Origin of the sequence: Sphingobacterium sp. BIGb0116, assembly GCF_024808035.1 — a bacterium.
Taxonomy (GTDB): Bacteria; Bacteroidota; Bacteroidia; order Sphingobacteriales; family Sphingobacteriaceae; genus Sphingobacterium; species Sphingobacterium paramultivorum.
The window spans coordinates 52,434-67,278 of the sequence record NZ_JANUDT010000014.1 but is presented as its reverse complement, the minus strand read 5'-3'; the positions used below and the strand labels follow the sequence as shown (position 1 = coordinate 67,278).

The window sequence follows — 14,845 nt, the reverse complement described above, 5'->3', positions numbered from 1 at the left end:
AGGGGAATTAACCAGATGAAATCCGAATTAAATAAACTTTTTAGCGATTTTGTATCCATCTTTTTTCCAAGAGAATGTGGCTGTTGTGGCTGTGTGCTAAAATATCAGGAAAAGTTTATTTGTATAGCATGCGATTTCCACTTGCCTTATACTAACTTTCACGAATATTCAGATAACGATACCGCAAGACAGCTTTGGGGGAAAGCTCCAGTGGAAGAGGCCTGTTCTTTTTTGTTAATGCAAAAGGATAGCCGTGTAGAGCACCTCATTTATCAGATTAAATACAATAATCAACCCTTTCTTGCGGAATATTTTGGTTATCTATACGGCTTAAAATTAATAGAAGTAAAGGCCTATCAGGATATCGATTGTATTGTTCCTGTGCCATTACATAAGAGCAAACTCCGAAAAAGAGGTTATAATCAATCCACTTACTTTGGGAGAGGTTTGTCCAGAGCGATGGAAATCCCGTTGCGTGAAGATATTTTGGTAAGAAAGAAAGCGACAATTAGCCAAACAGGTAAGGGGCGACTCGACCGTTACGAAAATGTAAGTGATATTTTCGATTGTCAGGCCACTGGGGTGCCGGCCAATGTACACATTCTATTGGTGGACGATGTGTTAACAACAGGCGCTACGATTGTTTCCGCGGCATTAACACTCTTAGATGCTGTTGACTGTCGGGTATCTATTGCTACTTTAGCAAGGGCCTAAGTCCAATCTGGTCCATAGCGTATGGGTATTTAAAAATAATAAGGAATAAAATTCACAGCCCGGAAGAACGCGTTCAGATAATTTAAAGCGAATTCTTATAATTTAAGTAGCTAATTATATAGACCCAATATATAGATCTGGTAAAGCACTCAATGATAACGAAATCGTCAAAACTAAATCAACCCGGTATTTACAACCTTCGGTTGACATAGTTTAGTAGATAGGCAAAGCCAGCCATCCCTATTCCGATGCTGTCGGCAAATAAATCCCACCAATCACCGCTCCGATAAGTAAAAATATAAAGCTGAAGTAATTCTGTCAGTCCAGCAAATAAAAATCCGAGGATAGATACGATAAAAATCGGAAGCCAGCGGGTTGGTTTACCGCTGAATTGCTGGATAACACCATTGTAAAGCAGCGTACAGAAAACAAAAAACATCCCACAATGGACTAATTTGTCCATACCTGGATATGCGGGAACTGCGTCAAAATTGTTACCCGGGAGTGTGCATAAAATAATAACTATTATGGCCCAAATAAAACACCACTTATAGTCTAATAAGATTTTAATCATGGCGTTAAATATCCAAAAATTTCCTGATAGAAATAAAAATATTATGAATTTAAAAATTATTCAGCTGTAAATCAGTGATTTAATAAAATTGTTTTGTTTTGTATGGTACTATGTATTGCATGGTACCATAAAATACATATATCTTTGTATTGTTATGATAGCTGAAAATACACAAATCCAAATGAGGAAGGGGATACTTGAATATTGTATCCTATCCATAATTTCTCGAGGAGAAATTTATGCCTCCGATATTATCAGCGAACTGAAGAAAGCTCAATTATTGGTTGTGGAAGGAACCTTATATCCGCTTTTAACACGTCTAAAAAACAATGGCCTGTTAAGCTATATATGGAAGGAGTCGACTTCAGGTCCGCCTAGAAAATATTATGAAATTACCCAAGAAGGGTTAGAAGTCCTTTCGCGACTAGATGTTACCTGGAATGAGCTCGTGTTTGCTGTAAACACGTCATTGGTGGGTAGGAACAATGATTCAACTAAACCAGTTAAAGACAATAACGATGAATAAGACAATAATTATCAACATAAATAGTATCGTCTTCCATATTGAAGAGGATGCTTATGAGGTGCTTCGCTCCTACATGATTGATATAAAGAAGCACTTTGGACAATCGGAAGATAGTCGGGAGATTTTAGAGGACATCGAAAATCGTATTTCTGAAATGTTTACCGAAAAGATTCAGGCGGGCAGCAAAGAAGTTCTGAATATGGACGATGTTAATGCTGTTATAGAGCAAATGGGGAGTGTAAGTGATTTTGAATCTGAGGATCAGGATGGTTATGCATCTTTTCAGCGCCAGCCAAATGCAGACGGCTTTAAAGTAGGGAAGAAGCTGATGCGTGACCCTGATGACAAAGTTTTCAGTGGAGTATGTAGTGGACTGGGACATTTTTTTGGCATTGAGGCCAAATGGGTGCGCTTACTCTTTGCTTTATTTGTTGTGATCGGTGGATCGGGTGTATTGGTCTATGTCATCCTGTGGATCGTCATGCCGCTCGCTGTAACTCGTGCAGATAAGATGGAAATGCGTGGGGAAGCACCGAATATTCAAAACTTTAAGCGTTCTTTCGATGAAGAAATGAGCGGGGTGAGGGATTCATTTTCGAGGGGAATGGATCGTACAGGCGATAGTGTTGCTAAATTATTGCAGGTCTTTGTGAAAGTCATCGGCGTATTCTTTGTTATTATCGTTGGGTTGACGCTCATCGGGTTGATTATTGGACTTATTTTCTTTGCACTGGCTATTGTGAACGTAATTCCTGACGTCATGGACGATTCTGGTCCTTTTTATCTCATGAATCCGAGCGATGTACCTTTTGCTTTGATAGCGGGTTTCTTGGCCATTTTTATCCCTTTTGCCGGATTGTTCTATTTGCTTCTCCGCGTTCTCTTCGAGAAAAAGCCAATGAACAATTATTTAACTACCACTTTGTTTTTGGTTTGGTTGGCGTCGATAGGCGCAATTATCTACTACGCTACATCGGTAGCAAAGGAATTCAAAGAGTCCAGTACGATTGTTGAAGAGAAGCCACTGCAAAAACAAGCTGTTTATTACTTAAATGAAAATGATATTCGGGTAATCCGCTTAAAAAATGGTGTAAAAAGCGGTTTGGGTATAAAAAACGAAAACCTCTCTACTTATCTGAGACGTAATATTCGTATCCGTGTCGAACGTATCGATTCTCTACAGGAACCTTATGTACGTTATGAGTATTCGGCTAAAGGAAATTCCTATAAAGTCGCAACAGACAGAGCAGGTAAAATTAACTATGCGTTGAGACAAGATAGTACGTCATTAACATTTGACAATGCGTTCCAGTTGAATGAAGGTGAACTCTATCGGGATCAAGAAGTCAATATTACCTTGTTTCTCCCAGTAGGCACCAAGTTGATCATTAATGATAATTTGGAAGATAAATTAAGGGATATTTCATTTTACGAATGTCGTGACCGTTATAGTGAAGACCTAAGGGATGTAAAAGACGTCGAGTTTGTGGTCACGTCACTCGGGTTGAAATGTGCCTTACCGCCCAAAAAGTCAGATGACAGTGACGAAACAGATGCTGAAGGCAATGAAGTAATCGCAACTGATACGTCTGTTGTCATCCGCAGAGATACCATTATTAATGTCAAAAAAGATGGTGTTACCATAGAGACAAAAAAGAAATAACATAAACCAAGTCTTCCGCCTTCAGGCGGAAGACAAATTATTGAAGCTATAACCAATCGAAAATCACTACTGAACCTCGTGTGATAAGCCTATTTAGTGCCATCAAAAGTAAATGCTATTACACCTATTTATAAACGAATGAAAAGATATTTTTACCTCTTACTCTTAAATTTTTTAATTGCTTCCTTTGCCTATGCGCAAGTGAAAGTTACAGGCAAAGTACTGGTGGAAAATAATGTGCCTTTGGCTTCTGCAACTGCTTATCTGATGAAGGCAAAGACAACTGTTATTTTGAAAGCAGTTGTTACAGATGAAAATGGAGAATACCATTTTTCGGATATCCAAGCTGGAAGTTATTATGTCGACGTCAAAATGGTTGGGTATACGGCCAATAAGAGCAACGTTTTTGATATCAGTAAATCAGATTACAAGCTCCCAACGATCCTGCTGAACACGGACACACGAAAATTGCAGGAGGTCGCCGTAGAGGGTAAGCGGCCGATGGTTGAAAGCAAGCCTGGTAAACTGATTTTAAACGTCGAAAACTCTCCCTTGGCCGCAGGGAATAATGCCTTAGATATTGTACAGCGCGCCCCTGGAGTGAGTTTAGATAACAATAATAACCTACAGTTGATGGGTCAATCTGGTGTATCAGTGACCATCGATGGTCGGCAGACCTATATGTCGGGTGAACAGTTGGTGAATTTTTTGAAAAGTACGGACGGCAACCAGATTAAGTCCGTCGAAGTTATCACCACCCGGGCAGCAAAAGATGACGCTGAGGGGGCTGTGGGGACTATAAATATTGTCCTCAAGAAAAATCGGATGGAGGGATTTAACGGAACCTTTAACATGACGGCAGGGCGGGGAGAAAAATTCAAAGGGAATAGCTCCTTATCCTTAAATTATAAAAAGAATAATACGACAGTATTTGGATCGTATGCATATTCGAATGAGAAAAGCCACCGGAAGCTCCTGCTTGATCGTGTTATTCAGAATAAAGGGGAAAAGACCTATTTTAAACAAAGGTCGATATTGGATGAAAAGGAACAGAATCATTCCTATCGCTTCGGTGTTGAGCAAAGGACATCAGCCAGAAATACGTTAACCGTGCAGTTTAATGGTTCGAATAATATCGAATACAATGATAACGATAGTAAGACCAATGTAGGAAAGTCTTTTACAACATTGGATTCGCTTTTGATTTCGACATCGCAATTCAAAGAGTTATTTGATCGGTACTCTGCTAATTTAAACAATGAGTTTAGAATTGATTCTAATGGCAGAAAACTTACCGTTGATCTGGATTGGAGTAAATTCAAAAGCAGCAAACGGGTAGGGTATAATAACCAATATTTTGATGGTCAGCTGGATGCGATTACTCCCGAGGAGATCCAACGTAGTAGAATGCCCATCGGAATCGATATCTATGTCGCCAAATTGGATTATGAACAACCGCTGTCTAAGGTTTCCAAGCTTGAGATGGGGGCTAAATATTCTAATGTTACGTCGGATAACGACTTAACCTTTGAAGATTTTTTGAACAATTCTTGGATTAATAATGAAAAACGTACGAATCATTTTGTGTATAAGGAGCAGATTGCCGCTGGATATATAGACTATAATAATACGATAGGAAAATGGGGGCTGAAGGTCGGTGCGAGAGGAGAATATACGTTTTCTGATGGAAACTCATTGACCTTAAATAAGCAGGTGAAGCGGAACTACTTTAAACTTTTTCCGAATGCAAATCTGACATATACCCTCGATGAGAATCATATTCTTTCCTTAGGTTATGCAAGGAAAATCACCCGTCCCAATTACCGACAGTTGAATCCTTTTGATTATTTCATTGATAAACTAACCTTCGAACGTGGCAACCCTTATCTGAATCCGCAATTCTCCAATGAATTCACCCTAAATTATACGTTGATGCAACGTTACAATGTGACATTGGGAATTAACGATGTACGGGATGCGATTGTAGAGAGTATGGGGCAAGATTCAGTACTGAAACAAACTTGGGTTATACGTGAAAATTTAGGTAAAAATTTGACTGCTTATCTGAATCTGAACATCCCTATAACGGTATCCAAGATTTGGAGCATGAATAACAATATTACAGGCATCCATTTTAACTTTGATGGCATGGTGGGTGGTCATCCGCTGAAAAGAAAGTCATTTCTTTTGCAGGCTACATCGATGCACAATTTAAAATTGGCGAAAAGTCTGTCGGCTAATGTCAATTTGAGGTATTTCTCTCCTTTCAAATATAATGTATACGATATGAAGGCCCGCTGGGATATGGAGCTTGGAGCGACAAAGACATTTAAAGATCAACGTAGTTCTTTGAAACTGGCGGTGAGCGATTTGTTTAATACAGGGAATCAGAATCTGAAAACCAATTTCGGCGATTTCGACTCCAGTATCAGGCAATACCAAGATCGTCGTGTGGTTCGATTGACTTATTCGTATAAATTCGGAAATTTAAAAAATAACTATCGTAAGAAAGATACAAGTAACGAGGAGAAGGAAAGAGCGCAATAGCTACGCACTATTATGTCGTTTCAAAAAGCCGTAGGAAAATTTTTTCTTACGGCTTTTTATTTAGTCATTGAAGACTAACTCAGTAGGTAATACACGCGTTTCAAATTCTGTAATCGGATATTTGGCTTCTATTAATTTGATAAGAAGTTCCGTAGCGATTTTCCCCATTTCGAAAGCAGGTTGTCTTATGGCAGTTACTTTAGATGAGAATAGTTCGACAACATTAGAGTTTGTAAATCCAGCGATAGCAATATCGTTACAGGCTTCAAAATTTCTTTTTTTCATGACATGGAGATATCCTGTCGTTAACTTATCGCCAGAAATAAAAATAGCATCAAAACCAATGCGGATAAGCTCTTCAATTGCATTTTCGATTTCTTCCAAATGTAGCCCCCCATATTGGCAGTATTTAACCAGATCTGGATCGAAATCAATATGATTTGCCATCAGTGCCTTTTTGTACCCCATTAGTCGGTCCTTTGTTATGGACAATGATTTAGAATTTGTAAGGTGTGCAATTTTCTTCTTTCCTAGTTTTATGAGGTGCTGGGTTGCATCGTAGGCTCCCTGTTGGTTGTTTACGACAACTTTATAGGTATTAAACTGTTGTGGTATTCTATCGAAAAATACAATTGGAAATCCACGTTCTTTTAATTGGTAGAGATAAGAAATGTCCTCGGTTTCAGAGGATAACGCTATCAATAACCCATCTATGCCTCTGGATGTTAGATACTCAACATTCAGCCTTTCCCTTTCTGAAGACTCATGTGTCTGTGAAATAATGATATGAAAGTTCTTGTCATAGGCAATAGATTCGACACCGTTTATGACTTGGGAGAAAAAATTATTGGCTATTTCACTGACAATGATACCAAGAGAGTGGCTTCGACGTTCCTTTAAACTCCTTGCAATGGGATTAGCGCGATAATTGATCTTTTCGGCATACTCCAACACAATCTTTTTTGTTTCAGGACTTATTTCATAGCTATCTCTTAGTGCTCTGGAGATTGTGGACGTTGATAAGTTAAGTGCTTTAGCAATATCTTTGATTGTATAGTTTTCGAATCTCATAATTGGCAAAATAGAACATAATATTAATCAAAAAAAATTACAAAACCTAATAGGCTCCCCTATGCAAACGTTGCCGGCAACGTTTGCGTAACTTTAGTCCTGATACTTGCACCAACAAGTGAAATATACTTTGTAAACTTGGTTATATGATGATTGGTTAAATTCCTCTGTATTTCCAGCGAGGGTGATTTAATCATTTTAATTGAATACCTAAAATATGAGTAAAGCCTTAGTAGTATCTACTGCTATTTGTGCTTCTTTATCCACATTAAATGTGCATGTTCAAACCCAAAAAGTCCAAGTAACTGTCGTTGATAGCGATCAAAAGGAATTAATGGGGGGAGTGTAACTGTGACAGGAGCAGGAGTGATTTTTAATGCTCCCGTTTGTTCTCCTCTATAAGCAGGGTAGGTTTAATAGGATTTTAAGTAAAATGAATACAACTCGCCTTCTGGATGTTGAAGGCAGGTGTTTTTTAGATATACCCAATGAAGAAAATCGGTACACTTATTTCGGGCTTTGTGATGGTAATTTTTCTCCTCGCTTTACAGCAGGAACAAACCCTCACAATTTATATAATTGGCGACTCAACAGCTGCAAATAAAGATAAGCGCACCTTTCCTGAAACTGGTTGGGGAATGGCTTTTGCAAAGATGTTTAATCAACAAGTGAGGATCGATAATCGCGCATTAAATGGCCGCAGTTCTAAATCCTTTAAACAAGATTCGGGCAAGGACGGGAGTACTATTAATCATTGGGAACCTATTTTTGAAAACCTCCGTCGCGGAGATTATGTTTTTATCCAGTTTGGACATAATGACGAAAAAGTCGATAAACCCAATGTGGGAACTTCGTTGGGAGAGTTTGAACAGAATTTGACTTTCTATATCAATCAGACAAAGGAGAAAGGGGGGATTCCAATTCTTTTGACACCGATAGCGCGACGTAAATTTGAAAATGGCGTTCTCATCAAAACCCATGGGCAGTATCCGGCTGTTATCCGCAAGATTGCTCGAAATATGCAAATACCTTGTATTGACATGGAAGATCAGACAACAGTACTTGTCAGGTCTTACGGAGAAGATGGAAGTAAGAAATTGTTTTTACATGTAGACAGTGGCAATATGAATTATCCACAGGGAAAGAAAGATGATACCCATTTGAATACCTTTGGTGCCAATGAAGTGGCAAGGCTGGTTGCCAAAGGGATTTGTGAATTGCAGTTACCTATTCAAGAAAATCTGATGCTGAAGTAACTTTAGGATGCTATAAAATCAGAAAGAAGCATACACCTAACACAATTTGATTGACAGGGGAAGGGCTGTCGTAAAAAGGATGGAGTTGATCTGAAAATGTACTTGGAAAATTTCTGAAAAAATGGATTTAAAAACAAGCGACACCGAAATGATCGATGTCGCTTGTTCATATCAGCCGTATACTAGAAAATGTATTTCGTGCTTAAGAAATTTGATTCATTTTCACTCACGATTTCGTTTAACAATTTCTTGTTTTCCTCGGTGAACTTTGTGGCCACTAGAGAACGTATGGAGAATGAGCGCAAAGCATCAACTACTGACAACGTTCCTTCAGCACTGTCCTTTCTACCTGTGAAAGGGAAAGTATCCGGACCGCGTTGGCATTGACAATTGATGTTTACACGGCTAACTTGATTGACAAGTGGATCAATAAGCGATGAAACAACAGCTGCGTTATTACTAAAAATACTTACTTGTTGTCCGTGTGAAGATCCGATTAAGTACTCGATAGGTTCTTCAAGGTCGTCAAAAGGAACAACAGGGATAACTGGGCCAAATTGTTCCTCTCTATAAAGTTTCATCTGTGAATTGACAGGGTAAACAATTGCCGGATAGAAGAACGATTCTGCAACTTGACCACCATTTTCATTGACTACTTTTGCACCATATGCTTTTGCATCTTCAATGCATTCAGTTAAATAAGCTGGTTTATTTACTTCTGGAAGCGGAGTCAAAGATACCCCCTTTTCCCAAGGCATTCCATATTTCAATTTTGCGACTTCAGCAGAGAGACGTTTTAGGAACTCCTGTGCTAAGCTGCGATGTACATAGATAATTTTTAATGCTGTACAACGCTGGCCATTGAAAGAGAGTGAACCCAGTACGGTTTCAGAAACCGCGAGGTTCAAATCTGCATCTTTTGTAATAATTGCTGCGTTTTTTGCGTCCAAGCCAAGAATAGCGCGAAGGCGATTCACTTTTGGATGCAATTTTTTAAGTTCATCAGCAACACGGCTTGAACCGATTAACGTCAAGACATTGATCTTTCCCGATTGCATTAGGCTAGGGACAATCTTGTTGCCACGGCCATAGATTGTATTGACAACACCTTTTGGGAAACTCGTTCTGAAAGCTTCTAATAAAGGATAATGTAATAACGTACCATGTTTAGGTGGTTTGAATAACATGGTATTTCCCATGATCAATGCTGGAATCAAAGTCGTGAATGTCTCATTCAATGGATAATTGAATGGGCCCATACAAAGGACGACGCCTAATGGAGATCTTCTGATTTGGGCAACGATACCTTGTTCGATTTGAAAACGCGAAGAATCGCGGTCTATATCTTTCAATGCATCGATCGTTGCATAGATGTATTCCACTGTGCGATCAAACTCTTTTACTGAGTCTGCATAGGATTTGCCAATTTCCCACATAATAAGCTTGACAACAATGTCCTTTTTGGCAATCATCTTTTGCGTGAAATTTTCAACACAAGTAATACGATCGGCAACGCTCATTGTCGGCCATTCTCCACGGCCATTGTCGTATGCTTTTACAGCAGCGTCTAAGGCTTCCATGGACTCTTTTTCAGTACAAACAGGGAAACTACCGATGCGCTTACGTTTCAAGCCATCCTTAGTCTTCACACAAATAGGTGAAAAAACTTCGTTTACTTGACCCGTCCAAGAAATCATTTCTCCATTGGAAAGGAACTCTCTTTGATCGACCTGTTCGTCGAGCGTAAATTCTGCGGGAATGTCTTTCTCCTCGTAGAAGATACCTTCTAAGTTTAAGCTCATTGTTTAAAAAATGGTTTAGATTGATATTTATAAAGATATTGCTAATGTAATATAAATTTCGCAATATATGTTAATTTTTTATTAAAATAAGTTTAGGAACTAGGGTTTTCATTATCACCCATGCAATTAAATATGCGATCGCACAGAAAGAGAAGATAATAAAATATCCAGCTTCTTCGCCTTTGAATCCCATAAAAGTCATTTGTGTTTCTTTTGCATAATCAAATAACCATCCTGACGTCTTGTTGATAATAAAGGCTCCAATACCTCCTGCAAGCCCTCCAATCCCTGTAACAGTTGCTATGGAGCGTTTTGGGAATGAGTCTCCAATGGTCGAAAAGATATTGGCGGACCAGGACTGATGTGCGGCTCCGGCGAAACCGATCAGAATGACAGGTATCCAATAGGAGAGATGCCCCAAGGGCTGAGCGAAAAGAACAACCAATGGTACAAAAGCAAATAACAGCATGGCTTTCATGCGGCCTTCATAGGCATTCATACCCTTTTTCTCCACAAAGTAGGTCGGTAGCCATCCACCATAAATAGATAACATAGTAATTGCATAGAGCACAAAAATTGCGAGCTGCCCTTCTGTATCCGATGATTTTATGTCGTAGACGGCAGAAAGATAAGCTGGCATCCAGAACAAGAAAAACCACCAGACTCCGTCGGTCATAAATTTTCCAAAGGCGAATGCCCAGGTTTGCTTATATTTTAAGCATTCAGATATGGTTGTTCTTGGAAGTTTCGTATCGACCGTATGTGCGGACTGCTGTTCATGGTCATCTTGATTGATATATGCCAATTCTGCCGCATTGACTTTTGGATTTTCATGTGGCTTTTTATAGAGAAAAATCCAGAAACCCATCCAAACGAAGCCTAATGCACCTATGATGATGAAAGACATTTCCCAACCCCAATGTGCGGCGATTACAGGAATGGTCAAGGGTGCAGCCAGGGCACCAATAGTTGCGCCCGAGTTGAAGATACTTGTTGAGAGCGCCCGGTCTTTTTTTGGAAAATATTCGGCTGTGGCTTTGATCGCGGCAGGAAAATTCCCCGCCTCTCCAACAGCGAGAACAAAGCGGGCAAAGATAAATAGGTTGACACTAACGCTAATGATTAAGCCTGCATTATTCACATGAGAAATTGCCTCTTTTGCGCCTTCGAAACCGACGAACCATTCGCCGGCAACAATTCCTGAGGTCGCTATACCACAGAAAGCATGTAATATGGCACCAATTGACCAGATTCCAATTGCCCATAGAAAACCTTTTTTTGTGTCCATCCAATCCACAAAGCGACCTGCAAATAGCATACTAATGGCGTAAAAGATCGAAAATAGTGCTGTAATATTACCATAGTCTGTATTTGTCCAATGAAACTCAGGACTAATAAAATCTTTCCAGGTCAAGGACAGCACCTGCCGATCCAGGTAATTGATTGTGGTAGCAAAAAATAATAGAGAGCATATCACCCAACGGTAATTACTCTTTTTCTCCGTGTTAATCATAATGGGTTTAATAGTTTATTTTTTTAGTGTACGTGTCTGTTTCCTGCTGTCAAAAAGTGCCCCTCAGCATGACTTTTTTGAAGTCACTATATGAAGACGTTTATCGTGCTTTTGAGACAAATTCAAGTGCTTTTTTAGTGTTTTCGAATAAATTGCTTGTGTCTTTGGGGTCAATTAACTTGCTGCCCATGCCTACTGCGCAAACCCCGGATTTGAACCAGGCTTTTAAATTCTCCATTTCGATTTCTACGCCCCCCGTCGGCATAAATTTCTGTCCTTTAAAGAGATCTCTTATCGACGACATAAATGCCGGCCCCAGAATATTTGCAGGAAATAATTTTATAAGCGCCGCTTGCTGCTGTTGCGCAGTATAGATTTCTGTCGGTGTCATACATCCTGGAATCCACAACTTATGCTGCTCATGCACAAGAGAGCCAACTAAGGGGTTTACAATGGGAGAAACAATAAAATCTGCACCAATTTGCAGAAATTGTTGCGCTTCTTCAACCGATTTGATGGTGCCAATACCTAAATAGAGATCTTGCATGTCTAAATTCCTTGCGGCAATCAAACTTTCAAACACTGCCAATGCTTCTGGGCCGCGGTTTGTAAATTCAAAGACACGTATGCCTGCCTGATATAAAGTTCGCAGGATAGTTATGCTTTCGGCCTTATCGTGATGAAAAAACAAAGGAAGTGTCCCCTGCTCTATAATTTTATCTAATACAATTTCTTTCAAATTCATGCTATCATTCTTTTTTTTATGTCTTCCACTGTACTTGTTGTTGCGTCGCTCGCGATGAATAGTTTATCGAATGCTGCGAGCGTTGCAAACGCTAGGGTTTCTTTTGGAGAAAGGTTGGAATACAACCCATAAATCAGGCCTGCCATAAAGCAATCTCCACTACCTACTTTGTCCAAAATTTCTTCGGCAGTATATTCCGTTGATTTAATCAGGCTGTCTTTGTCAAACAGTGTGGTATAATACTTGATTCCCTTGGTTTTATAGTCAAAACGAAAAGTGTTGGCCACATACTGACAAATCGGATTCGCTGATATAATTTCCTTGCTTGTACGATCTGCTTGTGCCAATAGATCTTCTTCCTGATATCCGGAAGAAGAAGTTAAGAATTGTTCCTCTAGCTGGGTTCCGAGCATCTGATGAGCAGCCCATATATTGCCCATAATTAAATTGCAATATTGGGCAATTTCGGGCATAATCTCTTTTGGGGCCTTTCCATATTTCCAGAGTTTAGCACGGTAATTAAGGTCCAAGGATACAAAGATTGATTTCTCTTGTGCTTTTTTTACGGCCTCCAGGCATAGATCTGCAATATCTTGACTAATTGCAGGACAGATGGCTGAAAAATGAAACCACTTAACATCGGCAAAGACCTCTTCCCAGTCAATGCTACCTACTTTGAGGTTTGCAAAGGAGGAGTTCGCACGATCATAAATGACACCTGCATTTTTTAGATCTTTTCCTTTTGGCAGATAGTAAATACCCAACCTCTCGCCAGTCCACTGCATCGCTGATGTGTCTATACTTCTGCGTTGAAGGTAACTATCAATACCTTCACAGATAGCATTTTGAGGAATTGCAGATAAGTAGGATGATGGTACATTCCACAACGCTAAGGCTGTGGCTACATTCAGCTCGGCTCCGCCGACGTAAAAAGGCAACTGATGTTGTTCAATCCAATCTTGTTCGATGTCGGGGCAGATCCGCAACAACAATTCTCCAAAGCTTAAAACTTTACCCTGCATGTTCATTAAAATTCAAAATATTCTTTCGCGTTATTATAGCTGATATCTGTTATGATTTTCCCTACCCATTCGATATCATGTGGTATCTCTCCCTTTTCAATGTCCTGTCCGAAGATGTCGCACAACAATCTTCTGAAATATTCATGCCTTGGAAATGAAAGGAAGCTTCTAGAATCTGTCAACATACCGACGAGACGGCTCAATAAACCCATATTTGACAGCGTGTTGATTTGTTTTGTCATTCCGTCTTTTTGGTCTAGAAACCACCAAGCCGAGCCAAACTGAATTTTTCCCTTAATTGATCCATCATTGAAATTCCCGATCATGGTTGCAATAAGTTCATTATCGGCAGGATTGAGATTATACAAGATGGTCTTGGTTAGCTTATCTTGATTGTCTAATTTATTCAAAAATTTTGACAATGCACGTGCCTGACTAAAATCTCCGATCGAATCCCAACCGGTATCAGGTCCGATCAAACGATGCATACGGGCATTGTTGTTGCGCAATGCTCCTAAGTGATATTGTTGAACCCAGCCTTTTTCATGGTCCCATTCTGCAAAATAAATCAACATCGCAGATTTGAATTTCAGATTTTCGGTTGGGGAGATTTCCTTTTTTGTACGAATCTTCTCAAAGATCGTCACGATTTCCTGTTCGGTATAATCTTCGGCATAGATTTGTTCCAGGCCGTGATCCGATACTTTACATCCGTTGGCAGCAAAGAAATCATGTCTTGTTTTTAACGCGTTTAAGTAATCCCCAAGGCTATTGATTTGAATGTCGCTGACTGCTTCCAGTTTATCGATATATTGATTTAATGCAATAATATCATCGGAGTTCATCGCTTTATCCGGACGAAAGGCGGGAAGCATCTTGAACGATTCTTTTTCCTTTGCAAATTGTTGGTGAAACTCGAGGCTGTCGATAGGATCGTCAGTGGTACAAACCACTTCAACCTTCATCATTTTCAGTAACCCGCGGACGGAATGGCTGTCTTGTTGTAACAAAGCGCCTGTATCGGCATATATCTTGGCAGCCGTCTTTGGTGACAACAAATCTGTGATGCCAAAATAGCGCTGTAACTCGAGGTGTGTCCAGTGATGTAACGGGTTGCGAAGCGTATAAGGTACTGTTTCTGCCCACTTGATAAATTTTTCCTCATCGGAAGCATCGCCAGTAATATAACGTTCATTGACTCCATTGGCCCGCATGGCCCGCCATTTGTAATGATCGCCATGTAACCACACTTGACTAATATTGTCAAATTTTACATTATTAGCGATTTGTTCAGGAATCAAGTGATTATGATAATCAATGATCGGCAAATGCTTTGAATAGCTGTGATATAGCTGTTCTGCTGTTTTTGTGTTTAATAAAAAGTTGTCGTCTAAAAAAGCTTTCATACAATA

13 protein-coding genes are annotated in these 14,845 nt (G+C 39.6%); 6 read left to right on the top strand and 7 right to left on the bottom strand.

Going from position 1 to position 14,845, the window contains the following annotated elements; genetic code table 11:
* The first annotated feature begins 15 nt into the window (after positions 1-15).
* A complete protein-coding gene (locus M2419_RS26490) occupies positions 16-714 on the top strand; it encodes a ComF family protein (RefSeq protein ID WP_088163299.1) in 699 nt (232 codons plus the stop codon).
* 190 nt (positions 715-904) lie between these two features.
* Here M2419_RS26490 and M2419_RS26485 read toward each other — a convergent pair whose 3' ends face one another.
* Entirely contained in the window at positions 905-1,288 is a 384-nt protein-coding gene (locus tag M2419_RS26485) for a VanZ family protein (protein ID WP_157698591.1), read from the bottom strand.
* Between the two features lie 154 nt (positions 1,289-1,442).
* Between M2419_RS26485 and M2419_RS26480 the strand changes: the two genes are divergently transcribed.
* The 3 genes from M2419_RS26480 (at position 1,443) to M2419_RS26470 (ending at position 6,024) form a co-directional block, all read left to right on the top strand.
* Positions 1,443-1,814: a PadR family transcriptional regulator gene (locus M2419_RS26480; RefSeq protein ID WP_046673104.1), complete on the top strand. Its 372-nt coding sequence runs from the start codon at positions 1,443-1,445 to the stop codon at positions 1,812-1,814.
* The gene (locus M2419_RS26475) at positions 1,807-3,477 is read left to right on the top strand and encodes a PspC domain-containing protein (RefSeq protein WP_259256202.1); all 1,671 of its coding nucleotides are present in this window, start codon (positions 1,807-1,809) and stop codon (positions 3,475-3,477) included. Before M2419_RS26480 ends, M2419_RS26475 begins: the two co-directional genes overlap by 8 nt.
* 138 nt (positions 3,478-3,615) lie before the next feature.
* Complete coding sequence (locus M2419_RS26470) at positions 3,616-6,024, top strand: TonB-dependent receptor domain-containing protein (protein ID WP_259256199.1); 2,409 nt, start codon at positions 3,616-3,618, stop codon at positions 6,022-6,024.
* A gap of 60 nt (positions 6,025-6,084) precedes the next feature.
* Here the strand turns inward: M2419_RS26470 and M2419_RS26465 are convergent, their stop codons facing one another.
* A complete protein-coding gene (locus M2419_RS26465; RefSeq protein ID WP_153844474.1) occupies positions 6,085-7,095 on the bottom strand; it encodes a LacI family DNA-binding transcriptional regulator in 1,011 nt (336 codons plus the stop codon).
* A gap of 217 nt (positions 7,096-7,312) precedes the next feature.
* Between M2419_RS26465 and M2419_RS26460 the strand changes: the two genes are divergently transcribed.
* Positions 7,313-7,444 (top strand): hypothetical protein, encoded by a 132-nt coding sequence (locus M2419_RS26460; protein WP_259256196.1) that lies wholly within the window; start codon positions 7,313-7,315, stop codon positions 7,442-7,444.
* A gap of 139 nt (positions 7,445-7,583) precedes the next feature.
* Positions 7,584-8,351, top strand: a complete 768-nt coding sequence (locus M2419_RS26455; RefSeq protein WP_153844473.1) for a rhamnogalacturonan acetylesterase — start codon at positions 7,584-7,586, stop codon at positions 8,349-8,351.
* Positions 8,352-8,533: 182 nt separating this feature from the next.
* Here the strand turns inward: M2419_RS26455 and M2419_RS26450 are convergent, their stop codons facing one another.
* The 5 genes from M2419_RS26450 to uxaC all read right to left on the bottom strand — a co-directional run bounded on the left by M2419_RS26450 (position 8,534) and on the right by uxaC (position 14,839).
* Positions 8,534-10,153: an NADP-dependent glyceraldehyde-3-phosphate dehydrogenase gene (locus M2419_RS26450; RefSeq protein ID WP_153844472.1), complete on the bottom strand. Its 1,620-nt coding sequence runs from the start codon at positions 10,151-10,153 to the stop codon at positions 8,534-8,536.
* Between the two features lie 70 nt (positions 10,154-10,223).
* Entirely contained in the window at positions 10,224-11,666 is a 1,443-nt protein-coding gene (locus tag M2419_RS26445; protein WP_159727543.1) for an MFS transporter, read from the bottom strand.
* A 100-nt stretch (positions 11,667-11,766) separates the two neighbouring features.
* A complete protein-coding gene (locus M2419_RS26440; RefSeq protein WP_153844470.1) occupies positions 11,767-12,411 on the bottom strand; it encodes a bifunctional 4-hydroxy-2-oxoglutarate aldolase/2-dehydro-3-deoxy-phosphogluconate aldolase in 645 nt (214 codons plus the stop codon).
* Positions 12,408-13,433, bottom strand: coding sequence for a sugar kinase (locus M2419_RS26435; RefSeq protein WP_227550070.1), 1,026 nt, complete (start codon positions 13,431-13,433; stop codon positions 12,408-12,410). Before M2419_RS26435 ends, M2419_RS26440 begins: the two co-directional genes overlap by 4 nt.
* Positions 13,434-13,438: 5 nt before the next feature.
* Positions 13,439-14,839 carry a glucuronate isomerase gene (gene uxaC / locus M2419_RS26430; protein WP_153844468.1) on the bottom strand — a complete coding sequence of 467 codons (1,401 nt, stop codon included), beginning with the start codon at positions 14,837-14,839 and terminating at the stop codon, positions 13,439-13,441.
* Positions 14,840-14,845: the final 6 nt, after the last annotated feature.